This is a genomic window from Paenisporosarcina sp. P4_D4 (genome assembly GCF_056401835.1).
The window spans coordinates 107,553-130,138 of record NZ_JBFUIO010000001.1 but is presented as its reverse complement, the minus strand read 5'-3'; the positions used below and the strand labels follow the sequence as shown (position 1 = coordinate 130,138).

The window sequence follows — 22,586 nt, the reverse complement described above, 5'->3', positions numbered from 1 at the left end:
GTTCACGGATTATGTTTATCAGGCGACCACTTCTCCATTTGTTCTTCGAATTTGATTCTGTATTTTTCTGGTTCTTCCACACGTATATGGGGGGGTTAGAAAGATTCGTTTTTTGAACGAATGATGAATCTTTCTATCCTTAAAGTGGAGTCACTTCATATTCGAACGTTTCCAAATCAATCGTTGCCGTATAGGCTTTTTCAGTATCATTGTAATCCGTAAACTCAATGATGAGCAAATCATTCTGAAGTGCTACAAGTTTGTAACCGATCGTTGCGTTAATGGCATCTTCAGTTAAGAAATGGGCAATTCCCTTTTCGATTTTCCTACTGAGCTGATCGTCATATAAAGTAACTGACTTGATTGTCCCCTGACTCGGATAGGACTCCAATACCACCCCTGTATCCTCATATTCAATTAAGCTCCCTGCTTGAATATCAGATGGTTCAATTTTATCTCCTTGTTTGGTTCTTAATTTCACATTTTCTTTATATTGATAAGTTGTATGGTTTACGAACAGACCTTTATCGGTAGCGCTTTTTACAATATGTACATGTTTTTTCAAATCTTCGAACGTCGGTTCCTGAATGCTGGCTTGACTGCATGCACTAAGGAGTACAATTAAAGTGATAAATATAATGGTTTTTTTCAAAGCTATTCCCCCTATCTCTAAAACATTAGACCATTTCGTCGGTATTTTCGTTACAATTTTTATCCAATAAAAAAACGCCCTTCACTTGGAAGGACGCAAAATTTCAATTCATATGTTTGACTGCAGAGACAATCACGAGTACCCAGGCTGCAAGAAATGCTACGCCTCCGATTGGTGTGATGGCACCCAAAATGCCTATGCCACTTAGACTCAATACATAAAGTGAGCCAGAGAAAAGCACGATGCCGGCTAACATTAAATAGCCTGCCCAGCTAAGCTGTGGCACATTCCCAATGATATTCGTGCTCATCAAAATCCCGATAATGATTAGTCCAATCGCATGATACATCTGGTATTGGACTGCTGTTTCCCAAATTGCTAAGTACTTTTCAGATAGTTTTTCTTTCAGTGCATGTGCACCGAAAGCTCCAAAAGCAACGGCCAAAAATGCATTTATGGCACCTGCGATGATAAAAAATGGCATAATTATTCCTTCTTTCATATGTGTTGTTTAAATGTCCGTAATTAATAGCTGTCGGATCTCTTCAATGCTTGCGGCTCAGCTGCTCACGTATAAAATATACGTTCCGCTGCCCACAGATCCGTTGATCTCCCCGACTCTTTTTGTACTCTTTATAAAATTCTTATTCAGTTAAAAATCAAATAAAGAATCACCGTTCGCGTCGTCTTCCTTCATGCGTTCGCCAGCTGAAATCGAAGGTACCGATGAAGTAGATTGTACCGTGTGCACTGGTTGTGCATATTGAATCGGCATGACTTGTGGTTTGACTTCAGGCTGTTCACTTAATGCAACATTACATAAAGCTCGAATCGCGACCAAGGATTCACGGATGCTTTGCTCGTCACCTCTACCTTTTGCCACTGCGACATGTTTCTCGATTTCGGTGACAACTCGACTTAATGGAATCACGTTCGGTCACTCTCCTTTTACTGATTGTTCTTGTCAGACTACACTTTACCATGAAATCTACTTCAAACAAAAGTCTATCGGGTCTAATCCCCATTGTGATAGTTGTTCATTTATTTTGGAATAGGGTTTACTACCGAAAAATCCTCTATGGGCACTGAGGGGGCTTGGGTGAACGGATTCAATAATTGCATGCTTGGACGTATCAATTAGCTTTCGTTTCAATTGCGCAGGTCTTCCCCATAACACGAATACAACAGGCTTTTCTCTCAAAGAAAGTTTGCGAATAACTTCATCCGTAAAGAGTTCCCACCCTTGTCCTTTATGTGAATGTGCAGCACCTGCTCGCACGGTGAGAACCGTGTTTAACATGAAAACGCCTTGCCTTGCCCATTTCGTCAACATGCCATCTGGCGGAATCTCGCATCCAAGGTCTTCATGAAGTTCTTTTAACATATTTCGTAAACTCGGTGGATGCTTGATCCCTGGTTTGACAGAAAAGCTCATGCCGTGGGCTTGTCCCGGACCATGATAAGGATCTTGCCCGACAATCACCACTTTAACATCGGTAAAAGAAGTTTCTTTAAAAGCGTTCCACATTTCATCCAATGGTGGATAAACGGTTTCATGTGCATATTGCTCTTTCAAAAACTCCCGTAATTTCAAGTAGTACGGTTGGTCGAATTCATGTTCAAGTACTTGTTGCCAGTCGTTATCAAATATCTCTTTTTCCAAGATACTCACTCCTCAAATTCAACGGTTACATCATACCCCACCAACGAAAACATTTTAGAAACCGACTGTGCAGCATTTTCTTCAGCCAGTTGCAACACTCCTTGTTCCGTCGTCTCATTCATCATCAGTTTTTTCGCTTCAGTTGCCAGTTCGTAACCTTCGGTAATATCGGCTTTCTCTCGGAACAAACCTTCAGATGAAAACACTTTGACTTGATCGAATAAAATTTCAGGTCCACCTAAAAATTCTGCTTTTGGCAAAGTTAGCGTGGCAGTTTTTGCTTCTTCATCCAGTACAATATCTTCCGCTTCGACTTTTGAGAAATCAATGCCCGCTTTCACTGAACCAGGAATAACGACCAATAACTGACGTTTTGTCCCTGGCAGTTCGAGGCCGATTTCTTGTCCAAAAATCTTATTGTCCTGTCTTTTAATTATAGCTTTCGTGTAAGCCTCTGCTGTTGCGAGTTCATTTATCGATTGAATTTGCTCCAAAAAAGCCCCTTTATTTTCCGTGAACGTACTGCCTTTAATCATCCAAAAAGTTATAACTGGAGCTGCAATAATCAGTACAATCATAACTGTAATAAACCATAGCATTTTTCGTTTCCATATGGACTTGAAAAGTGTGCCGGATTGCCCAAATCCCGATGAACGTGGCTGAACACTTTCCAGCGTAACGGCTGTTTCGTCCTGAGCTTTTAATTCTTCAAGCAATCGTTCAATATCCTTAATTCGCTGATCTTTTGACATCGTTCTCCCCGTTTCTACTATATTAGTCAATGATTCTAGTACGTTTACGATAATGGAAAGTTTCAAATTGTACAACCTCGAGGCGAATGATAGGATATTTTTAGAGGTGATGTGAAATGGCGGATTACCAGTGGCGAGAGAAAATGCGAAACGTAGAACGTTCGACAAAAGAAAAAAGCCAAGTGCCCGAACGTGCAAAATCACTTGGATTTGGTTGCTTTACTATCGGGATGTTGCTTGTTGTATTGTTATTTGCTTTTATTAGTTTCGGACTCCTTTCACAGAATTACTGGATTGCCGGAGGATTTTCGCTGATTTTCACGATTGGATTAACCTTTATTTCCATCCAACTACTGCGGGCGGATAAGCTCCAATAATTGAATTATTGTGAGTTTTTGGTACGATAGAACACAGAAACTTATTGAAAAGAGGAATCCATTCATGTCTTTGAAAAAAACATTAACCATCGCTGGTTCTGATACTTCTGGTGGTGCAGGCATACAAGCAGATTTAAAAACATTCCAAGAGCACGGTACTTACGGCATGAATGCCCTGACAGTTATCGTGACAATGGATCCTGATAAAGGCTGGAGCCACGGAATTCATCCGATTCCTGTTGAAACATTACAAGCACAGTTGAAAACAGCTCTTTCTACTGGCGTTGATGCCATCAAAACAGGGATGCTGCCAACTGTTGACATTATTAAAACAGCAGCAGAAGCAATCGATCGCTCTGGTTTAGAAAAAGTAGTTATTGACCCGGTTCTTGTGTGTAAAGGTGAAGACGAAGCCCTTTTCCCTGAAAATGTGGAAGCAATGGTCGCATCATTATTGCCTCGTGCATTGGTTGTCACTCCTAACTTGTTTGAAGCTGGACAACTTTCAGGTCTTGGAACATTAACAACAATTGACGATATGAAACGTGCTGCTGAAAAGATTCATGAAGCAGGCGCTACAAATGTAGTTATCAAAGGCGGCAAGCAGTTGAAGCATGAAAAAGCCGTTGATTTATTCTTTGATGGTTCAACATTTACTCTACTTGAATCAGAAAAAACGGACACGTCTTATAATCACGGAGCTGGTTGTACATTCGCAGCTGCAGTGACAGCAAACTTAGCAAACGGTCTTCCAGTAAATGAAGCTGTTTTGGAAGCAAAGAAATTCGTATCTGCTGCAATCGCTAACGGCTGGAAATTAAACGAATACGTTGGTCCGGTTATGCACGGAGCTAAAAACCGTTTCGGCGCACCAGAAGTTACAACTTCAGAAATTTAAGTATCAATCTAGCCACTCTTTCTTTAGATAGAGTGGCTTTTTTATGGAGTTTTTGTGGTTAGTTGGAAAAATCGCAGGTTTAGTTGGAATAGGTTACTTGTAGAAGTGAAACCTGTGTCTTTAGAATAAAGTTTGATGAAAAATAACGCATGAACTTGCTTTATTGCGGCAAATTCAAAGAATCCATTTTGAAAAAAGATCGATCAAAATGGATTCTACAGTTTAGATTACAGATGGAATTTTCATAAAAAAGTTTGATCATTTTTGGGTAAGTTTCTTGAACATTAGCACCTGTTCGTAATATAAGGTTGGCCAGATATTTAAAATGTATCTGTCCTTTTCTGTTACCATCTATGACCCGGCTATTTTTTCTCCCCTTGGCTGGCTGCTGTTGGCGTCCGGTTCGACGGTGATGCCGATTTGATCAAAAGTCTGCCCTTCTGCGAGCTGGTAGGTCAGTATTCCGGATCCGTTTTCGTCCGGCTTGAATATGCCGCTATTTTCCCTCGTGCCGTTTTTAAGCAACCAAACCTGGTAAACCTGTGAACCTTCGACGTCGGGTAATTCGTGAACCTGCACCACCAAATTTTTCTCTGATCCCTGCTGAACAATATATGCGATGCCGTTTGTTCCCGGGTGACTTTGATTGGCTGCGTTTAAGGGAATGCCCATTAAAATCTCAATGGGTATATTTTCGGCATGGTGATTTTTTCCCTGTACATTCGCTATTCCAAGGCCAATAATCGCGAGCAACAATACGGCCACGATACTGGTTGAAACTGGGGTGAAATGGCTTTTGAGCATCATGACGAGCTTGCTCATCTTAGCCATGAATGTTTCCGTACCGCTTTTCGTTTTATGATCAAAAACAAACCCCATTACCTCGCCTTTTAGCGATTCAGGCACCTCGATTTCGGTATAATCAAACGGCATAGCCTGCCAGGCCTGGGACAATTCCTGATATTCTTTCTTACACTCTGTACAGTTCTTTAAATGTTCAACAAAGGACATACATTCGCTCTCCTTGAGCTCATTTGCTATATATGGAATTAAATGTTCACAATCCCTTCTCATTTTATATCCTCCAATTCCAGATGCTTCCTCAAACCTTTAAGAGCTTGGTGCAACCTACTTTTAATCGTGCCGAGCGGCTCTTGTTCCAGCTTGGCGATCTCTGAAAGAGAATACCCTTTCCAATATAGCAAATCGATTAATTTTCTTTGCGCTGTCGGTAATTTGTTTTTCGCCATCTCAATATTATTCGTATTTACTCGTTGCTCGATTGCATTGGCAAGGTCGGCGATCTCTTCATGTTCCTCTTGATAGTGTTGCGTATGTCTCTTCTCTTTGCGGTGGTAGTCAATGCAAATATTGCGAGTAATCGTGAGGAGCCAATTTACAAAGTTGCCTTGAGCGGGATCGTAATGGCTGTTTGTTGTCCATAGCCTCAAAAAGACCACCTGAATAATCTCTTTCGTTTTTTCCTCATTCCCATTACAAAACTTCATAACAAAGCCGTAAACAAGCTTTATATATCGATCATAAAGCTCCTCTAATGCGTGACCGTGTTTTTCGTTTACCAATCTCATTAATTCCGCATCGTAATTTTCTTTCATGTGGCACTCCCTGCTATTGGAAAAAAATATATTGCCATTATACTATTTTAAAAATAAGGATGGGAACGACCGCGACTGATCGTTCCCTGGACAGGCTTATTCAAATTCTGTTTCGCTGTTTACGACAAACCATACATCTTTTACTCCTTGTCCGTTTACATCCCCTTCTTGCTGGTCTTTTGCAAAATAATAGAGAGGAAAGCCTTTGTACGTGACCTGCTTCTCCCCGTTGTCTTCTCTTGTGATTGTATCGAAATCCTTTTTGTCAAAACCTTCCGGTACGGCGAAATCCTCTTGGGTAAATGACGGCCAGTTTGCTAGGCAGTCTCCGCTGCAATTGCTTTTTCCTGCTTGGTCCYTTTTAAAGTAATACAGGGCCATTCCCTGTGGATCCGCCAGGTACTCTCCAGCTTTCTCATTCTCCAAAAGCTGAAGGCTGTCGTCCGGGGCATGTTCCGTTTGGGCTTGATCGGGTTGATCCGTCTCTTTTTTTTCCTCAGTGCTATTTCCACAGGCAGCCAAAGCAAAAATAATCGAAAGTATCGTGAGCGTAAAAATTCCTTTTTTCATGTTTGTTCCTCCAAGTTTTTTAGATTTAAGGCTTCCCCTTACTTCCAGCCCCATTTTTGAAAGATTTGGTGAGATTCTTCCGTTTTTAAATAATCAATAAATTGCTGTGCCTCTTTTTTCTGATCGGTGATTTTCGTCAGGACGATCGGCGTTCCACGATAGAGCTTTTCTTCTTCGGGCAGTTCGATCAGGTCGGTCACATCCAGGAGCCGGTAATGCCACGATTCATAGGTAATCCATGCGTCAAGACTGGAATTCGATTTCCATCGTTCAATGGCTTCGGCACTCGACTTTACAGAAAGGTTAATATTTTGGGAAATGCCTTCGATTAGCCCTTTTCTGCCTGCCATATCTTCCCAAAGTCCAAGCTGGCCAGCCCCATTCACATCAATTATTTTTACTCCATTTTTCGTTAAATCCTCCAGGCTTTCAATCTTCTTAGGATTTCCTTTCCTCACCAATATTCCTGCAGCACGCGGGTAAAGCTCCGTACGTGATGTAGTGTCGATCATTTCGGGGTGGTTAAAGATGAAGTCCTGCAGCATATATTCGGAGCCACCGAAAATAATATCTGCATCTTCCTTTGCCTGGCTGATCCACTTGCCTTCTGGTCCAGCTGTTACTTCCACCTTGATTCCCGTTTCAGCTGAAAAATGTTCAGCAGCTTCCTTGATCGGTCCAAGTGGTCCGCCTGGTCCGTACACCCGGATGACATGATCACTTTGGCTGGAATTTGGTGTCGCCTGGGACGTCGGCTTACGGTCCATATTTGCATAGGCTGACAATCCGGTAGCCGTAATGACAAAGAGCAGTAAAGCTGATAGAAATACGGTCTTCTTCATGATTCTCCCTCCATTTTATATATATTTTTTAACGGTACTATCAAAGGAAACGAAGGGAGTTCGTAAACGGTTTGATTATAATTGCAAAATAGTTAGAAAGTTTCATTTAAATCATTATCCCTATTCCTCATCGCTCCTGTTTGAAACCAAAAACACCACAACGACTGCTTGGATTCCAGCAAACGTTGTGGTGTTCATTATTATCATTTAGCGGTTTTTTGAAGAAAATTCATTTTTTCTTTGAGCTGTTGTTGGTTCCACTCGATGGTTTCGTCTGAAACAAAGGCCATTCGCTTGCGTTTCGGCAATTTGACTTGACCGTTCGTTGCCCGAGTATAGCCTTCAATCATGGCTGCGATTGCCAAAATAACGAGAGCAAAGCTGATGGCTGGACCCAGGGGCAACCAAGGAGCGCCTTGCAGGTAGCGGAAAGAGTTACCGAAAAGCCCTGCCCATTCGTATGAAATGGATCTAGGAGGATCGCCGAACATGGCGTCATAATCAACGTCTGTTCCACCTAAAAACAATTGAAGCATCCCTAAATGGGCAAAGACGATCAGCGATTCCACCACTTGTTGTCCGTAAAGAACCAACAATTTTTCACGCATTTGGGGGAATAAGTGACGGATGATCAGACGTCTGCGACTGGCTCCCAGTGTACGTGCCGCCAATATATATTCCTGGTGGTACAGTAGGTTGGCTTCATTGCCTACCAATGCTGCCACAATCGGAACCGTCATGAAAGCCATAATGACGACCTGAATGACTAACCTTTCTGTAATGGTCGTCGAGAATCCTTCTGGCGGCATCCAAAGAACTGGTGACAACAATAGCACGGCAAATATGGTCATGGGTACATAATGAATCGGATCAATTAATCCATTAATCCATGAGCGCTGACGTTGCAAATAAGTCCCAAGTGCAAAGCCTAATGGAATGGCAATCAACATTCGCAAAAATGCCACTGCCATGGCTGCAATAATCGTGTATTTGGCACCAATCATGATTTTTGCCAACATATCGTAGCCAAATTGGTCCGTTCCGAGCGGATGCATCCATTTTGGTGAAATTGGTGGTCCTTCCACTGCACGACCATTTTCTTCAATGAAAAACGTTTGCTTTGGAACACTTCCGAAAATCCATTCAAACACAAAACTGCCGACTATAAAGAAAGCGATGATGCTGAATCCAATGAGAAATAAAGGTTGTCTCCAAACGGATTTCATCCAACAACACCTCCTCTTTTTAATCGATGAATAAAGTACCATTCCCCAAGGCTATACAAAAGGAAAATTGGCAGGAAGAAACTTATGATTGTCACTAAGAACAATGTGCCGCTCAAGTTTTCATACATGTACAACATAACGCCAGGAATATTGAACATCAGTTCGAGAATGAAGAGATTGGATAGCATAAACCACATCGTTTTTTTCGATTGGAAAAACACACTGATGATGGCATTGCGGAAAATGTGCATGAATAAGATGAATGCTTTTCCGAAGCCTAAAGATTTTGCCAGTTCAACATACATGTTCCGCTCTTCTGCTTCGAATGTCAGCATGCTCAATCGGTACAATTGAATCATCGGTAAAATCATCAGACATAGAACCGGTAGCCAATATATGCGATCGTCACCAATCACTGCAATTTTGGACACGAGTACCCCTGTATTCTGGAAAATAATCACGACAAGCAATTGGGCAAGCACGATGATTAGTATGTCAGGCATTGATTCCAGGAAATAAAAGAAAAGTTTGACACGTGCGCGTGCCTTTTCGCGCAATAGCATCGTGATGAAAGTGCCGATTAATGCGAACACCACAGCTACAACCAGTGCCAAAAATAATATCTGAAGTGAATAGATGATATTTTCCAGAAGCTGCGGGAATATTGGGACTTCCTGTATTCCGCTACGCCCAACGTAATGGGCCACACTTAACTCACTAATATTCATTAGAGATGTTGCATGCAATTGAATCGTTTCTATGTATTCTTTCCATAATAATTCCCCATGCTGTAAGCCGGCAATTAGCACGGGTGCTCCACTTATGAGCAAAATACTCACCAATGCAGCTACGAGCTGAATAACCCACTTGAGAAATCCTTTCATATGATCATCCTCCTGTTCTCTAAAAAATCAGATAGTTTAATAATACCATATTTTTCTATTTCGTGGAACGAAGAAATTTTAGACGAGCCTTATTCTTTCACGATTGTCTTCGTTTCTTCCACCGTCGGAGTCGGGCTAGGGTGGCGTTTTCCGCTTTTCTTACTGTCTAGCTCCAAACGCCAGCCCGCACCTCCGCTTCAGAAATTCAATCGAAAACAAGTTTTCGTTTCGTTTCTTCCACCGTCGGAGTCGGGCTAGAGTGGCGTTTTCCGCTTTTCCATGAGCAAGCTAATCGCATTAATCAGGAGAATTCACTATACTTATATGTAGATGTTTTTGTTGTTAAGAGGGGGATAATAAAGTGGACGTAGTACATGTAGCAAAGTTACAGGAATTGTTAAATTCCTTTGCAGATAAAGATGTTTATCTTCATTTGGAAACGACGAATGGTGCTTATGCATCTCATTTTGACGAGACTGTGTTTAATGCAGGGGCATTCATACGTAATATTGTCGTGAAGTATGAATTAGGAAAAGTCGCGGGCGACAGCCCTCACCGTGTTGGCTTAAAATTGCCGCATGGCTGGGTGTATGCACAGGGGATCACTCATTTTGAATTGGATGAGTACGGTCGTTTGTTGATGGCTGGACATGATCAATCAGGAAAATTGGCAGTTGCGCTTCAAATCAGCGAAACGCCATTTACGTATTAAGAAGGAGGAAATCATATGACTTTAACACAAGAAAGACACGTACTCGTTGTATTTCCTCACCCAGATGACGAAGCATTTGGCGTTTCCGGTACCATCTCCATGTATATCAAACAGGGAACTCCGGTTACATATGCTTGTTTAACATTAGGCGAGATGGGACGTAATTTAGGAAATCCACCTTTTGCGACGCGTGAGTCTTTACCACATATCCGTAAAGATGAATTGATTGCTTCCGCACAAGCGATGGGCTTGACCGATTTACGAATGATGGGTTTGCGAGATAAGACTGTAGAGTTTGAAGATGATGAAAAAATGGTTCAAATGATGACGAAGCTGATTGAAGAAACGAACCCATCACTCATCATTACGTTTTATCCGAACTACGCAGTGCATCCAGATCATGAAGCGACGGCTCGTGCGGTCGTACGTGCTGTTCGCCGTATGGATGAGAATCTGCGCCCGAAATTGTATGCGGTAGCGTTTGCAAATAATACAAAGGATGATCTTGGAGAACCTGATGTCGTTCATGATATTCAGGAAGTACGAGATCAAAAGATGGGCGCAATGCGTGCGCATATTTCCCAGACAGCTTGGATGTTGGCGGAAATGGAGAAACGCTTGGCAGAAGGAGAACCTGAAGCTGAGAACTGGTTTACCTATGAGCGGTTCTATAATTACCGCTGGCATGAAGATTTTGAAGAAACATTCTAACTCTACAAGTAAATGATTATTTCCTAATGAAATCCTGGAGATCCACATAATATGGGTCTTTCAGGATTTTTACTGTTTAAATTGTGGAATAATAAGGAATACATACAAATGTGGACTTTTTGAGCTTCGGCAAGTATCATTACTAGAGAAGTTGAATAATTATACATCTTAGGAGGACTCATTTTTGAAGAAGTTTTCACTTTCCACATGGTTATTGTTTCTAATACCCTCAATTATTGGAATATTATTATTCATGATTCCATTCAAAATCGAGGGCGAATGGAAGATTCCTGTAGCCATATTGGCAAATATGGTCGCTGGAGTAGTAGAGCCAATCATGCCTTGGACCGTTACCGTTGTCATGATTTTGGCAGCGATTGGATCGCTCGTATATCAATTTAAAAAAGATTCGAACCCTGAAGATCAGGCATTTTTCGATAAACTATTCCAAGTGAATTGGTTCTGGACAATCGTCCGTGTCATTGGGGCAATTTTTGCTGTCATGGTCGTTGCGAATATCGGCCCAGAAGCAATAAGAAGTGAAGATACTGGTGGAATGTTGCTGTCACCTACTGGTTTACTATCATTCTTGTTCACTATTTTCCTATTTGCCGGATTACTATTACCACTTCTTCTAAACTTCGGATTGCTGGAGTTTTTCGGAACGATGATGGTAAAAGTCATGCGTCCTCTATTCAAATTGCCTGGCCGTTCTTCGATTGACGCGCTTGCTTCTTGGATTGGCGATGGCACAATTGGTGTTTTATTGACAAGTAAGCAGTATGAAGATGGTTTTTATACGAAAAAAGAAGCAGCAATCATCGGAACTACGTTCTCAGTGGTGTCGATTACTTTCTCGATTGTCGTTCTTGAAGAGCTTGGACTGGGTAGCTATTTCCTTCCATTTTATGCGACAGTTCTTGGTGCTGGAGTTGTTTTGGCATTCATCATGCCTCGAATTTACCCTTTATCACGCAAACCTGAAGAATACGTAGATGGACGTCCATACGATGAGCATGCAGAAACATTGCCTGAGGGCTATAATGTTGTAAGTCATGGGCTAGAAAACGCTTTGACAACGGCAGATAAAAACCGTTCATTCACTAAATTCATGTCCGACGGCTTAAAAAACGTGTTGGATATGTGGATGGGTGTTGCACCAGTCGTGATGGCATTTGGTACGATTGCGTTGATGCTTGCGACTTACACAGATATATTTGTTTGGTTAGGCAAACCGTTTGAACCATTATTAATGGTTCTTGGTGTTCCCGAAGCTGCAGAAGCTGCACAAACAATGGTCGTTGGTTTTGCAGACATGTTCCTCCCAGCCATTTTGGGCGGACAAATGATTGAATCTGAAATGACCCGCTTCGTTATTGCGGCAACATCGGTTACTCAGTTGATCTACATGTCTGAAGTCGGCGGATTGTTACTTGGTTCAAAAATCCCTGTTAACTTCCTTGATTTGATTGTGATTTTCTTGTTGCGCACTGTGATTGCATTACCAATCATCGCAGGTGTCGCTCATTTATTATTCTAAATTAAATTAAGCTGTCTCCAATGCCGCAATATCGCGGAGTTGGAGGCAGCTTTTTTCGTTTTTCTAAACGTCTGGCCCAATTGGAAATCACAAACATATTGCCACGACCATTTCTCCCCACTTCTCGTCAGGCATACCAATAGTGGATTTTCAAGCAACTTCAAAGCGAGAAGGGTCAATCAGTTCGTTTACGTACTCTATCTTATTTTTAGGCCGCCATGCACGATATGGACAAGTATATGCTCGGTTTAGAAATATCTAATCGTGTTTGGTTCCATCGACTATTTCTTATCACGAAAAAGCTGATGTTTCCTTTTAACAGGAAACATCAGCTATTCTAAATTCGTTTTATTTTTCCGCTAACTTCGCCAGCATGTCCGCTGTCATTGCGTCTAAATCATATTGTGCTTTGAAGCCCCATTCATTTTTAGCTGCCGTTGCATCAATGCTATCCGGCCAGCTGTTGGCAATTTCCTGACGCACTGGATCTACATCATAAGATAATTCAAACGTAGGAATGTGCTTGCGTATCGATGCTGCAATTTCTTCAGGTTCAAAGCTCATAGCCGTAACGTTGAAGGCATTGCGATGCTGAAGTTTCGATGCATCCGCTTCCATTAAATCGACGATTGCTTGTAGTGCATCTGGCATATACATCATATCCATATATGTACCTTGTTCGATGTACGACGTGTATTTCCCTTCAGCCAATGCTTTGTAATATATATCTACTGCATAGTCTGTCGTTCCGCCACCTGGAGGCGTAACATATGAAATCAACCCAGGGAATCGGACACCACGCGTATCTACCCCGAATTTTTGGAAATAGTAATCACATAGCAATTCACCTGACACTTTGTTCACGCCGTACATGGTGGTTGGACGTTGCAATGTATCTTGTGGCGTATTTTTCTTAGGTGTTGAAGGACCAAATGCACCGATAGAACTTGGGGTAAAGAATTGAAGTCCTAGTTCGCGAGATGTTTCAAGGGCATTCACCAAACCGCCCATATTTAAATTCCAGGCAAGTAATGGCTTAGCCTCAGCAGTAGCTGATAGCAATGCTGCCATGTGCATCATTGTATCTGCGCCGAAATCTTTTGCTAGCGTGAGCATTCGTTCTGCATCCATTACGTCCAGCAATTCAAACGGCCCGTTTTCTACAACCGGCGAATCTGTTTTGCGGATATCTGTTGCCAAAACATTTTCTGCACCATAAATTTCACGTAGTTTTGTAATTAGTTCCGATCCAATTTGACCTAAAGCACCGGTTATCATAATTTTTTTCAATTGAATTTCCTCCTCGTCAAATAAACACTTGTATTTTTCAGGAATACATATTATTTCAATACAACGTTGATATGATTACATTTTAATCAGTATTCATTATAGTGTGTTCATCATGAAAGTACAATACACATCATTGGTAAGTGTTTTATCGCTGACCCCTTCCAATCCCCCCCATTTTGTCCATTCAGTTCTTATCAATCGTTTGGTATAGTAATAGGAAAAAGGAAGTTTTATTATGAACATCAAATCACTGGCCATTACATACAGTTTGGTTTTTATCGTGACACTCGTGCTGTCCTTTCTACAATTCCCATTTTGGGCAATTTTATTGATTGTTTTTTTTACCATCATTTTCCCCTCTATATTGTGGCCAATCCATGCCATTTACTGGTCTAATGATCTGAATAGAATCGAAAAGTTTTTGCAAAAAAACCGTAAAAAGCCCGTGTTTGCCTTTCCTCTTGCTTTGGCCCATGGGAACCGGCAAGAAGTCGAAGAGAGCCTGCAGACCATCTTAACTAAGTACAAACAGCCCTCAATGCAGCAAGTCTATACGACTATTCTGGACATATTCCACGGTGACTATGATGCTGCTCGAATCAGCGCAGAAAAAATCAAGAAAAAGTCATTGTGTACCTATTATTTAGCTAATATAGCAGCTAAAAGAGGGAACATAGAAGAAGTGAAACCTTATATAGGATCGTTCGAGAAACCTTGGATGAACCATGTCATGAACTCATTCATCGCTCATCATGAAGGGAACGAGGCTTTGGCAAAAACCGAACATCAAAAAGCGATTGACTCGTCACGTGGTTTACAAAAATATGTTGTCGTCCACTCACACAAGCATATGTAACTTTGATTTGCCCACGCGAAACGTTCATTCGCGTGGGTTTTTTTGTGAAAATTAGAAGGTAAATGATTGTTGAAACGAAGAAATTCTATTGAAACCCATCATTCAGCCTTCAACAAAAAACCTCGACGCATCTTACCACGTCGAGGTCCATCTAGTTTTCTAACTCTTAACATCTCACTGTTTTTTTCTTTTTTGGTTCACCACGCGCAATAACTTTTTCGATGTAATCGAAAGCAAGTGGGACTTTACAGGCGGTGCCTCCCATATCCACATGTACTTTGCCGATTTCAGTTGCCACGTGTTGAGCATCTTCCCGTAATTCCGGTACGTATCCACCAACGGAGATAACATAAGCATTCATATTGTAACGTACCCGGTTCGGTGCCTTGTGAATGCCTACTCTTATTACTTCCAGCAATCGAGAGATTTCCTGAAAGTCTAACTCACCGGCTCCTGCATAGGTCAAGTAGTTCGTATATGTGCTCCACCCTGCACAAGCAATCATTTCATTGTCGGATTGCATCCACTCTCTAGCCAGTTCCATAGCAAACGGGCTTTCAGACGCTACCCAAGCGACCGAGTACTCAGATAGCATAGACCAATAGGCTGCCTTCACCCAATTTTGTAATTGATCTTTCGTCATCAGTTTTGGATCGATAGCAAGGGCCGCCAAGTACATGGCATCCGAAACTCCTGAGTCGTATAACTTCAATGCCAACTCCTGATCTTTCTTCACATGCTTCAAGATCTTCTTCATGTCTCCTACCTTGACTCCGTATAGTTCACCAGTCGCTCCATGATTGACAAATGTCTTCTTTGTTTGCTCCGTACCAACTTCCTTTAGATAATTCATTACTTCTTCATATGTCACAAGCCCACCCCCATCACCGAGTCATTTTCTATAGATAATTCATCACTTCATATAAAAAAACACCCGAACGCTTTTACACATTCGAGTGTTCATCTGTCTTACTTAATTACGCCAAGTTCTTTACCGACTTTTTCATAGATGGCAAGTGCATCATCCAGCATTTCTTTCGTATGGACTGCAGTAGGCATGTTGCGAACACGGCCTGTCCCTTTTTGTACAGTTGGGAAGACAATCGCTTTCGCATAAACTCCTTCTTCAAACAGTCGTTTGGAGAATTGTTGCGTCAGTTTTTCATCGCCGATGATACAAGGAGTAATCGGTGTTTCAGAAGCACCGATATCGAATCCTAATTTCTTAAGACCTGCTTTTAAATAATCACCATTATCCCAAAGCTTGTCGTGAAGCTCTGTTGAGTCGATAATCATTTGTAATGCTGCCGTAATTGCCGCAACATCACCTGGTGGCACGGCTGTTGAGAATAGGAATGGACGTGAACGAACTTTCAACCAATCGATTAATGATTGTTTACCAGCAACATATCCGCCTACTACACCCACAGCTTTAGATAATGTTCCCATTTGGAAGTCGATATCTTTTTCCAATCCGAAATGTTTAACTGTTCCTTTTCCTTTACCAGTAACACCTGATCCGTGTGCATCATCCACGTATGTGATCAAATCAAATTCCTTCGCGATTTCCACGATTTCTGGAAGTTTCGCAATGTCTCCATCCATCGAGAATACGCCGTCCGTGATCACCATGACTTTATTATAAAGACCTGATTCTTGTGCTTCTTTTGCTTTCGCACGTAAATCTTCCATATCAGAGTGCTTAAACGCAATGATTTTGGCTTTCGATAGTCGGCAGCCGTCAATAATGGACGCATGGTTCAACTGATCTGAAAGAATGGCGTCATTTTTATCCATAACAGCTGAAATAGCAGCCATGTTACAGTTGAAGCCTGATTGATAAGAAATTGCCGCTTCCGTTCCTTTGAATTCCGCCAGCTTTTCTTCTAACTTTACATGAAGGTCAAGCGTTCCATTAATCGAACGGACCGCACCTGCTCCAACACCGTATTTATCAATTGTTTCTTTTGCAATGCGTTTCAATTCTTCATTTGTTGCCAATCCCAAATAGTTATTTGAAGATAAATTGATAAGTTCTTTACCGCGAACTTGGATTTTTGCTCCGTTCGGGCCTTCTACTGGATCGACTTCATTGTATAAACCTTGATCGCGTAATTCTTGTAAATTTTCTTGTAAAAAAGCATCTAATACTTTAGACAAAAAACATCTTCCTCTCAAGCGAATTTATGTGCCACACCACTATCATTGGCAAATCGCTGGTGTATTATAATCTATTACATTTTAACATAAGCGCATTAGAAAAGTGCAAAGCGCCATTCTGTTACGACATACGGAATTTATATTGGCTTGTGAAAAATTTAACGTTCAAATTGATGGATTTATCAATCAAACTGGAGATTTATCGCTCAAAATCAGCTATTTATCAATCAAACAATTCTCATGACCAAGTTAACTTTATGAACCACAGACACAAAAAAACGAGCTCAGTTTGAGCCCGCGTTCATTAAAAAATTATTTATATATAGAAGAATTATCTAGCTTTTGGTAGAGAACATCCTCAATTTCCTGCCATTTAAAATTATTTACACACGAATCCAATGTCTCTTTTATTGTTTCGTCATCCGTGCAATATACTTGTAGATATTCAGTTGCATGCAAAATTTCTTCTTTGTATCGAGCAACAATTCCATCTACTAATTTCTGATCTTCTTCATTCAATTCGCGGAATTTTTTAACGTCGTAAATTTCGTCTCCAGACCGTTCAGGCTCATATTCATGCGGAGCGGTGCTATCGAACAGGATAGTTTGCAGCTCAGGTAACCACACATAATCAATGCTGTTGCAATCGAGTCCACACCAGCCCCACTGTGTATCAAGCCCTAAGCTCTCTGCTTTCTCGGCAAAGCTCTTCATCAATGTCGATTTTCCGCCACCTGGATATCCTTTGATGAATATGCGTCTTTTGACTCCTTTTGTTAAGGAAGCGAAATGATCTTTTGCGCCTTCAGGAGTTAACGTCCCCATCAATCGATGAGTACGATGAGGGGTTTTATTGAATTTAAGCGTGGTGAAGGTTTCATCGAACAGTGTGTTCGCTTGCTCATCAAAGCCACTCCAGTCCATCCCTTTTACATATGGAATTTCCCATTCGTCGTGAATCTTTTTCGCATTTGTTAATGTTTGCAATGTTTTTGCCAGCCACTGCTCACTGTGCAACGTCTTTTCCCGTAAAAAGCCACCGTGTTCACGCAACTTGTTTTCGTCATAAGCCTCATAGAATGAAATAACGTGATGGGTACTGCCATAATATTTAGGTTCAAAAGAAACTGGATGTGCGGCCTGTATAAATAAGATTCGATTGCCTCTTACAAAAGTGGCTTCAAGTGTATCTGCATGCAAAGGATCGTAAAACCACTCAATATCGTAGCCTCTTTTTACATAATGATAGCCAACTTGTCTGAATAATTCCGACAGTTTGAATGTCGGGGGGGATTTAATAAAATATACTTTCCGTGCTTCGTTGATCAAATCGGCATAAATATTTTTTTCACCTTGTCCTGTAAAAGCACGTCCAAACTGATGCGTGATTGTTCCGTTCATCGACTCATCCCTTTCATTGTGTTGACTGCATCTACTATATGAAATGGGATGACAAAACATGAAAAAAAGCAGCCACTAAGAGTGACCGCTTTGCTTAATTATTTAGAAACTGTCGTTAATTTTTCAATCCATTTTTGTGATAGTGGCAATGTAAAATGCACGATATAACCGAGTGTCAACGCAATGATTACAGTCCCCACCCCTACAGGTCCTCCGAGAAGCCAGCCAATGACAGCAACAATCAACTCAAGTAACGTACGGACACGTTTAACTGTCCACCCCGTCTTCTCAATAAGAATCAACATGAGTGAATCGCGAGGCCCAGCCCCCATATTTGGCGCAATATACATCCCAACCCCGAACCCCATGATTGCTACACCCGCAATGAATAATCCGATTTCGGCAATTGGATTGACTACAATCGGTAATAACCAAAGAAACATATCGATAAAGACTCCGATTAATATCATATTGAGCCATGTGCCTATTGGTGGCCAGCGCTTGGAATAGAGGGAAGTGGCAAGTACGATCACTAAACCGGTTACAATAGACCAAATGCCAATCGATAAACCAAAGTTAATGAAAAGTCCTACATGCATAACATCCCATGGTGCTATACCAAGTATTTCCCCTCTAATGGTCATTGCAATGCCCAGAGACAGCACTACTAACCCGACTAGAAAAAAACTCCATCGTATGTAAATTGTGTTTGTCATCTAAAAGTGCCTTCTTTCCGTAAAAAATCCACTCATGCTTCGCATGAATGGATTCGAATCAATACTGAAAAGTATATCAGCATTATGTTTTAAGTGTTATATAAATTTATTCCTATTTGGTCAAAGAAGCAAATACCCCTTTGGTGCAGGATGCTAAATCAGTTGGATGCAAATGAATCTGCATTCCGACTTTGCCGGCACTGACAATCATCGTATCAAGTTCTTTCGCAGTTTCATCAATGAACGTGGGAAATAGCTTTTTCATTCCAAGCGGTGAACAGCCTCCGCGTATATAGCCAGTCAACCCTAGCAGATCTTTTACCGGAAGCATTTCAACTTTCTTTTCTCCGGCAGCTTTAGCGGCTGCTTTTAAATTCAGTTCCTGGGCTACTGGCACCAGGAAAACGGATACTTTCCCTGGACCTGCAGTAGCAACCAGTGTCTTAAATACTTTTTCAACTGGCTGTGCAATTTTATGCGCAACAGATACACCATCGATTTGCCCGTCGGATACTTCATACTCAAATAAGTCATAGCTGATTTTTTGTTGATCCAGTAAGCGGACTGCATTCGTTTTTGTTGGTTTGGAAGACTTGGCCATAGACATTTCCTCGCTTTTACAAAAATCTTTATTCCTGATTCAATAACTTCTTCAGTGCTTCAGCCATTGCTGTATTTTGAGGTTCATCCTGTTGTTTCAGGAATTTCTGAACGTCTTTCTTATTCGCTTTTGCTCCACCAGAAGATTCGCGGCGCTTCTCGAAAGCTGATAATTTTTCACGATGCCCACATTTACAAACAAACAGTTTGCCATCGCCTTCTCCTCGCATTTCCATGCGTTTATGACACACTGGGCAACGGGCATTAGTTTGCATCGCCACTTGTTTTTTGTAGCCACATTCACGATCTTGGCATACAAGCATTTTGCCACGTTTGCCGTTTACTTCAAGCAAATTCTTTCCACAAGTCGGACAGGTCTTACCCGTGACATTGTCATGTTTGAACTTTTGATCGCTTTGTTTGATTTGCGTCACGACCGTTTTTGAAAAGGTTACCATGTCTTTCATGAATTGTTCCTTTTTCATCGTACCCTTTGCAATTTTCGTCAATCGCTGTTCCCACTCACCCGTTAAGGACGGGGATTTTAAATCTTCAGGGACCAATTCAAGCAACTGTCTTCCTTTGGAAGTCGTGTAGATATCTTTGCCTTTCTTTTCAATGACAAAGCTATTGAATAATTTCTCAATAATATCAGCGCGTGTTGCCACTGTTCCAAGTCCACCCGTTTCGACTGCTGTCTGGATAATGTCTTTAGACTCCCCAGCCATAAATGACGAAGGATTCTCCATCGCAGCAAGTAATGTCCCTTCATTGAATCGGGCAGGTGGTTTCGTTTCACCTTGTGTCATGGAGATAGCACGAATTTCAATCGTGTCTCCTTTTTGTACAGGAGGCAACGTGCTTTCTGTGTCGTCTTCTTTGTCTTGATAGACACGTTTCCATCCTTCATCCCGGACGGTTTTTCCTTTTGCCGTAAATGTTTCTCCAAGGACTTCCAGTGTAATGACTGTTTGATCATATGCATAAGGAGGCAGGAAAACGGCTAAAAATCGCTTAACGATTAAATCATATAATTTTCGTTCTTTGTCTGATAGATTTTGCATGACCGGCGATTCCTCGGTCGGAATAATCGCGTGGTGATCGCTCACTCTTGCATCGTCAATTACTCCTTTTTGCGGTTGGATATTCGCTGAACGCAAAATACTGTTCGTCGCAGCTCTGTAAGGTTGCAAATCGACTGCTTTAATACGTTCTTTCAAGGTCGACTTCATGTCGCTTGATAAATGTTTCGAATCCGTCCGTGGATACGTCACGATTTTATGGCGTTCGTATAACCCTTGCAACGTAGACAGCGTTTCTTTCGCTGACCATCCAAACAGACGATGGCCTTCTTTTTGCAGTTCGGTCAAGTCAAACAATGGTGGTGCAGGTTGCTTTTTAGGTGTTGTTTGAATGGACTTGATCTTTCCTTCCTTGCTCTTGTCCAATTTCTTCAGAACTTGCTCGACCTGTTCCTTATTGAAATTGCTCGACTGATTATTCGGACCAAATGACCATGTATAGTTTGCCTCTTTCGTTAATGCTTGCAAACCGTAATATGTTTTAGATTTAAAGTCGCGAATTTGTTTTTCGCGTGCTGCAATCATTGCGAGAGTTGGGGTTTGGACTCGTCCCGTCGATAATTGCGCATTGTATTTCACTGTTAGTGCACGGGTTGCGTTAATACCAACCACCCAGTCGGCTTCCGCTCGTGCAACTGCTGCTTCATACAAATGTTCATAGGCTCGGCCGTCTTTCAGTTCACGGAATCCTTTTTGAATCGCTTGATCCGTTACCGAAGAAATCCACAAGCGCTTCACCGGTTTACGGCTTTTCGCTTTTTCTAAAATCCAACGCGCAACCAGTTCCCCTTCACGTCCCGCGTCAGTCGCAATAATGACTTCTTTAACGTCAGGTCGGTTCAGTTGTGCTTTAACAGCATTAAATTGCTTCATCGTTTGTTTAATCGGCACCAGCTTGAATGGCTGAGGCAAGATCGGCAAATCCTCTAGTTTCCATTCTTTATAGCTGTTATCGTATTGTTCAGGGTCAGCATGCGTGACCAAATGGCCAAGTGCCCAAGTAACAATGTATTGTGTTCCTTCTAAAAAGCCGTTCCCTTTTTTATGACAACCGAGGACGCGGGCGATATCGCGTGCTACGGATGGTTTTTCTGCAAGTACTACTGATTTTGACAATGTGTCCGCCCCTTTCTTACATTCATCTATTATAACGGAAAACGGTGGTGGCTGTTTAGTTCGGGGGGTATCCCTCACATTTTGATTTATTCCTCTTCACGATAGGTTTATTCCCATTCGCAAAGACCTCATTCCCTTTCACCCACTAATTCCCAACAAAAAAAACCACTTCGCATGGATTTCGCAAAGTGGTGCAACTGTCTTTTAAGATTGGTCAATTGTTTCTTTTGATAAGTGTTTGCCCATTTCGACGTACTGCACAAATACGCGAGCAAGTTCACGTAAGCGATCATGTACATCTTCATCAATGATGACATTGCCCTCACCGAAATGACTGCCTGTCGTGTACACATAATTCGGCGTCACCAGGCAACGGAAGTAATCCAGGATGGGCTTCAATTGGTTTTCGATGACCAAGTGATGCTGGAACGTTCCGCCATTGGCGACAATTGAAACCGGTTTGTACCGCATTGTTCGCGGATGCAGCATATCGAATGCATTTTTCAGAACACCTGGAATCGATCCTTGGAAAATCGGTGTTGCCAACACGTAGCCATCCGCTTCTTCGAACTCGCGAATGAGGCGACGCATATCATCGTTGTACTCACCCAGTGGTCGACCATCGACAAATTGATGGTCAAAATCGGCCAGCTTCATAATTTCAAGATCGAGCTCACTATTCAATTGTTCAATATATATTTTCACTTGATCCAAAATCGCACCTGTTTTGGATCCAATAATGGTCCCGTCGATAAGTAAAATTTTCATGTCCATTCTCCTTCAAACGCTTTTCTAATGTAAGTACAAAAAGGAATTTGAACTTCCTATATCCTCATTGTATCAAAAAGAAAATCCTTGCCCTAAGCACTGGGTGCTGAAACTACACAAGTTCATTCTTTTGACGGAGACTGTCGCACAATCC

The 22,586-nt window shown here is 41.6% G+C and carries 25 protein-coding genes; 6 read left to right on the top strand and 19 right to left on the bottom strand.

Going from position 1 to position 22,586, the window contains the following annotated elements; genetic code table 11:
* Nucleotides 1–139: 139 nt before the first annotated feature.
* From AC1DSL_RS00635 to AC1DSL_RS00615, 5 genes are all read right to left on the bottom strand, one after another.
* Nucleotides 140–652 carry a membrane lipoprotein lipid attachment site-containing protein gene (locus tag AC1DSL_RS00635; protein WP_477530843.1) on the bottom strand — a complete coding sequence of 171 codons (513 nt, stop codon included), beginning with the start codon at nucleotides 650–652 and terminating at the stop codon, nucleotides 140–142.
* A gap of 103 nt (nucleotides 653–755) precedes the next feature.
* Complete coding sequence (locus AC1DSL_RS00630; protein ID WP_477530842.1) at nucleotides 756–1,136, bottom strand: DUF423 domain-containing protein; 381 nt, start codon at nucleotides 1,134–1,136, stop codon at nucleotides 756–758.
* Between the two features lie 168 nt (nucleotides 1,137–1,304).
* Nucleotides 1,305–1,583, bottom strand: a complete 279-nt coding sequence (locus AC1DSL_RS00625; protein WP_477530841.1) for a YwdI family protein — start codon at nucleotides 1,581–1,583, stop codon at nucleotides 1,305–1,307.
* A 57-nt stretch (nucleotides 1,584–1,640) separates the two neighbouring features.
* Nucleotides 1,641–2,315: a uracil-DNA glycosylase gene (locus tag AC1DSL_RS00620; RefSeq protein ID WP_477530840.1), complete on the bottom strand. Its 675-nt coding sequence runs from the start codon at nucleotides 2,313–2,315 to the stop codon at nucleotides 1,641–1,643.
* A gap of 5 nt (nucleotides 2,316–2,320) precedes the next feature.
* A complete protein-coding gene (locus AC1DSL_RS00615) occupies nucleotides 2,321–3,067 on the bottom strand; it encodes a DUF4230 domain-containing protein (protein WP_477530839.1) in 747 nt (248 codons plus the stop codon).
* A 116-nt stretch (nucleotides 3,068–3,183) separates the two neighbouring features.
* Between AC1DSL_RS00615 and AC1DSL_RS00610 the strand changes: the two genes are divergently transcribed.
* Together AC1DSL_RS00610 and pdxK are read left to right on the top strand one after the other, a co-directional pair.
* On the top strand, nucleotides 3,184–3,444 hold the full coding sequence (locus AC1DSL_RS00610) for a hypothetical protein (protein ID WP_477530838.1): 261 nt from the start codon (nucleotides 3,184–3,186) through the stop codon (nucleotides 3,442–3,444).
* 64 nt (nucleotides 3,445–3,508) lie between these two features.
* Entirely contained in the window at nucleotides 3,509–4,342 is an 834-nt protein-coding gene (gene pdxK, locus AC1DSL_RS00605; protein ID WP_342542204.1) for a pyridoxine/pyridoxal/pyridoxamine kinase, read from the top strand.
* Between the two features lie 351 nt (nucleotides 4,343–4,693).
* On the opposite strand, the gene AC1DSL_RS00600 is transcribed toward pdxK, so the two are convergent.
* The 6 genes from AC1DSL_RS00600 to AC1DSL_RS00575 form a co-directional block, all read right to left on the bottom strand.
* Nucleotides 4,694–5,353, bottom strand: coding sequence for an anti-sigma factor (locus AC1DSL_RS00600; protein WP_477530837.1), 660 nt, complete (start codon nucleotides 5,351–5,353; stop codon nucleotides 4,694–4,696).
* Nucleotides 5,354–5,412: 59 nt separating this feature from the next.
* Complete coding sequence (locus tag AC1DSL_RS00595) at nucleotides 5,413–5,958, bottom strand: RNA polymerase sigma factor (RefSeq protein ID WP_342542206.1); 546 nt, start codon at nucleotides 5,956–5,958, stop codon at nucleotides 5,413–5,415.
* Nucleotides 5,959–6,054: 96 nt separating this feature from the next.
* Nucleotides 6,055–6,528 carry a COG4315 family predicted lipoprotein gene (locus AC1DSL_RS00590; protein ID WP_477530836.1) on the bottom strand — a complete coding sequence of 158 codons (474 nt, stop codon included), beginning with the start codon at nucleotides 6,526–6,528 and terminating at the stop codon, nucleotides 6,055–6,057.
* A 38-nt stretch (nucleotides 6,529–6,566) separates the two neighbouring features.
* Nucleotides 6,567–7,370, bottom strand: a complete 804-nt coding sequence (locus tag AC1DSL_RS00585; RefSeq protein ID WP_477530835.1) for an extracellular solute-binding protein — start codon at nucleotides 7,368–7,370, stop codon at nucleotides 6,567–6,569.
* 203 nt (nucleotides 7,371–7,573) lie between these two features.
* Nucleotides 7,574–8,596, bottom strand: coding sequence for an ABC transporter permease (locus AC1DSL_RS00580; RefSeq protein WP_477530834.1), 1,023 nt, complete (start codon nucleotides 8,594–8,596; stop codon nucleotides 7,574–7,576).
* Nucleotides 8,593–9,480, bottom strand: a complete 888-nt coding sequence (locus tag AC1DSL_RS00575; protein ID WP_477530833.1) for an ABC transporter permease subunit — start codon at nucleotides 9,478–9,480, stop codon at nucleotides 8,593–8,595. The genes AC1DSL_RS00580 and AC1DSL_RS00575 overlap by 4 nt, the downstream gene beginning before the upstream one ends.
* A gap of 361 nt (nucleotides 9,481–9,841) precedes the next feature.
* Here AC1DSL_RS00575 and AC1DSL_RS00570 point away from each other — a divergent pair, with 361 nt between their 5' ends.
* The 3 genes from AC1DSL_RS00570 to AC1DSL_RS00560 all read left to right on the top strand — a co-directional run bounded on the left by AC1DSL_RS00570 (nucleotide 9,842) and on the right by AC1DSL_RS00560 (nucleotide 12,443).
* A complete protein-coding gene (locus AC1DSL_RS00570; protein WP_342542209.1) occupies nucleotides 9,842–10,192 on the top strand; it encodes a YojF family protein in 351 nt (116 codons plus the stop codon).
* A gap of 15 nt (nucleotides 10,193–10,207) precedes the next feature.
* Nucleotides 10,208–10,903 carry a bacillithiol biosynthesis deacetylase BshB2 gene (gene bshB2 / locus AC1DSL_RS00565; protein ID WP_016428339.1) on the top strand — a complete coding sequence of 232 codons (696 nt, stop codon included), beginning with the start codon at nucleotides 10,208–10,210 and terminating at the stop codon, nucleotides 10,901–10,903.
* 184 nt (nucleotides 10,904–11,087) lie between these two features.
* The gene (locus AC1DSL_RS00560; protein ID WP_477530832.1) at nucleotides 11,088–12,443 is read left to right on the top strand and encodes a YjiH family protein; all 1,356 of its coding nucleotides are present in this window, start codon (nucleotides 11,088–11,090) and stop codon (nucleotides 12,441–12,443) included.
* 348 nt (nucleotides 12,444–12,791) lie between these two features.
* On the opposite strand, the gene AC1DSL_RS00555 is transcribed toward AC1DSL_RS00560, so the two are convergent.
* Nucleotides 12,792–13,733 (bottom strand): L-threonine 3-dehydrogenase, encoded by a 942-nt coding sequence (locus AC1DSL_RS00555; protein ID WP_477530831.1) that lies wholly within the window; start codon nucleotides 13,731–13,733, stop codon nucleotides 12,792–12,794.
* Nucleotides 13,734–13,968: 235 nt separating this feature from the next.
* On the opposite strand from AC1DSL_RS00555, the gene AC1DSL_RS00550 reads away from it, so the two are divergent.
* On the top strand, nucleotides 13,969–14,589 hold the full coding sequence (locus AC1DSL_RS00550) for a hypothetical protein (protein ID WP_477530830.1): 621 nt from the start codon (nucleotides 13,969–13,971) through the stop codon (nucleotides 14,587–14,589).
* A gap of 166 nt (nucleotides 14,590–14,755) precedes the next feature.
* On the opposite strand, the gene AC1DSL_RS00545 is transcribed toward AC1DSL_RS00550, so the two are convergent.
* The 7 genes from AC1DSL_RS00545 to AC1DSL_RS00515 form a co-directional block, all read right to left on the bottom strand.
* Nucleotides 14,756–15,460, bottom strand: coding sequence for a DNA alkylation repair protein (locus AC1DSL_RS00545; RefSeq protein WP_477530829.1), 705 nt, complete (start codon nucleotides 15,458–15,460; stop codon nucleotides 14,756–14,758).
* 98 nt (nucleotides 15,461–15,558) lie between these two features.
* A complete protein-coding gene (locus AC1DSL_RS00540) occupies nucleotides 15,559–16,749 on the bottom strand; it encodes a glycine C-acetyltransferase (RefSeq protein ID WP_016428344.1) in 1,191 nt (396 codons plus the stop codon).
* A gap of 312 nt (nucleotides 16,750–17,061) precedes the next feature.
* A complete protein-coding gene (locus AC1DSL_RS00535; protein ID WP_477530828.1) occupies nucleotides 17,062–18,150 on the bottom strand; it encodes a hypothetical protein in 1,089 nt (362 codons plus the stop codon).
* Between the two features lie 98 nt (nucleotides 18,151–18,248).
* A complete protein-coding gene (locus AC1DSL_RS00530) occupies nucleotides 18,249–18,866 on the bottom strand; it encodes a YczE/YyaS/YitT family protein (protein WP_477530827.1) in 618 nt (205 codons plus the stop codon).
* A gap of 112 nt (nucleotides 18,867–18,978) precedes the next feature.
* Nucleotides 18,979–19,467: a Cys-tRNA(Pro) deacylase gene (gene ybaK / locus AC1DSL_RS00525; protein ID WP_477530826.1), complete on the bottom strand. Its 489-nt coding sequence runs from the start codon at nucleotides 19,465–19,467 to the stop codon at nucleotides 18,979–18,981.
* A gap of 28 nt (nucleotides 19,468–19,495) precedes the next feature.
* Nucleotides 19,496–21,664: a DNA topoisomerase III gene (locus AC1DSL_RS00520; protein ID WP_477530825.1), complete on the bottom strand. Its 2,169-nt coding sequence runs from the start codon at nucleotides 21,662–21,664 to the stop codon at nucleotides 19,496–19,498.
* A 204-nt stretch (nucleotides 21,665–21,868) separates the two neighbouring features.
* Nucleotides 21,869–22,432 carry an NADPH-dependent FMN reductase gene (locus tag AC1DSL_RS00515; protein ID WP_016428349.1) on the bottom strand — a complete coding sequence of 188 codons (564 nt, stop codon included), beginning with the start codon at nucleotides 22,430–22,432 and terminating at the stop codon, nucleotides 21,869–21,871.
* Between the last annotated feature and the right edge of the window lie 154 nt (nucleotides 22,433–22,586).

Coding starts and splice junctions, on each gene's coding strand:
- AC1DSL_RS00575 (WP_477530833.1), bottom strand. CDS start 9,480: ATGAAAGGATTTCTCAAGTGGGTTATTCAGCTCGTAGCTGCATTGGTG.
- AC1DSL_RS00595 (WP_342542206.1), bottom strand. CDS start 5,958: ATGAAAGAAAATTACGATGCGGAATTAATGAGATTGGTAAACGAAAAA.
- ybaK (WP_477530826.1), bottom strand. CDS start 19,467: ATGGCCAAGTCTTCCAAACCAACAAAAACGAATGCAGTCCGCTTACTG.
- AC1DSL_RS00535 (WP_477530828.1), bottom strand. CDS start 18,150: ATGAACGGAACAATCACGCATCAGTTTGGACGTGCTTTTACAGGACAA.
- AC1DSL_RS00630 (WP_477530842.1), bottom strand. CDS start 1,136: ATGCCATTTTTTATCATCGCAGGTGCCATAAATGCATTTTTGGCCGTT.
- AC1DSL_RS00585 (WP_477530835.1), bottom strand. CDS start 7,370: ATGAAGAAGACCGTATTTCTATCAGCTTTACTGCTCTTTGTCATTACG.
- AC1DSL_RS00600 (WP_477530837.1), bottom strand. CDS start 5,353: ATGTCCTTTGTTGAACATTTAAAGAACTGTACAGAGTGTAAGAAAGAA.
- AC1DSL_RS00615 (WP_477530839.1), bottom strand. CDS start 3,067: ATGTCAAAAGATCAGCGAATTAAGGATATTGAACGATTGCTTGAAGAA.
- AC1DSL_RS00550 (WP_477530830.1), top strand. CDS start 13,969: ATGAACATCAAATCACTGGCCATTACATACAGTTTGGTTTTTATCGTG.
- AC1DSL_RS00530 (WP_477530827.1), bottom strand. CDS start 18,866: ATGACAAACACAATTTACATACGATGGAGTTTTTTTCTAGTCGGGTTA.
- AC1DSL_RS00610 (WP_477530838.1), top strand. CDS start 3,184: ATGGCGGATTACCAGTGGCGAGAGAAAATGCGAAACGTAGAACGTTCG.
- AC1DSL_RS00580 (WP_477530834.1), bottom strand. CDS start 8,596: ATGAAATCCGTTTGGAGACAACCTTTATTTCTCATTGGATTCAGCATC.
- pdxK (WP_342542204.1), top strand. CDS start 3,509: ATGTCTTTGAAAAAAACATTAACCATCGCTGGTTCTGATACTTCTGGT.
- AC1DSL_RS00515 (WP_016428349.1), bottom strand. CDS start 22,432: ATGAAAATTTTACTTATCGACGGGACCATTATTGGATCCAAAACAGGT.
- bshB2 (WP_016428339.1), top strand. CDS start 10,208: ATGACTTTAACACAAGAAAGACACGTACTCGTTGTATTTCCTCACCCA.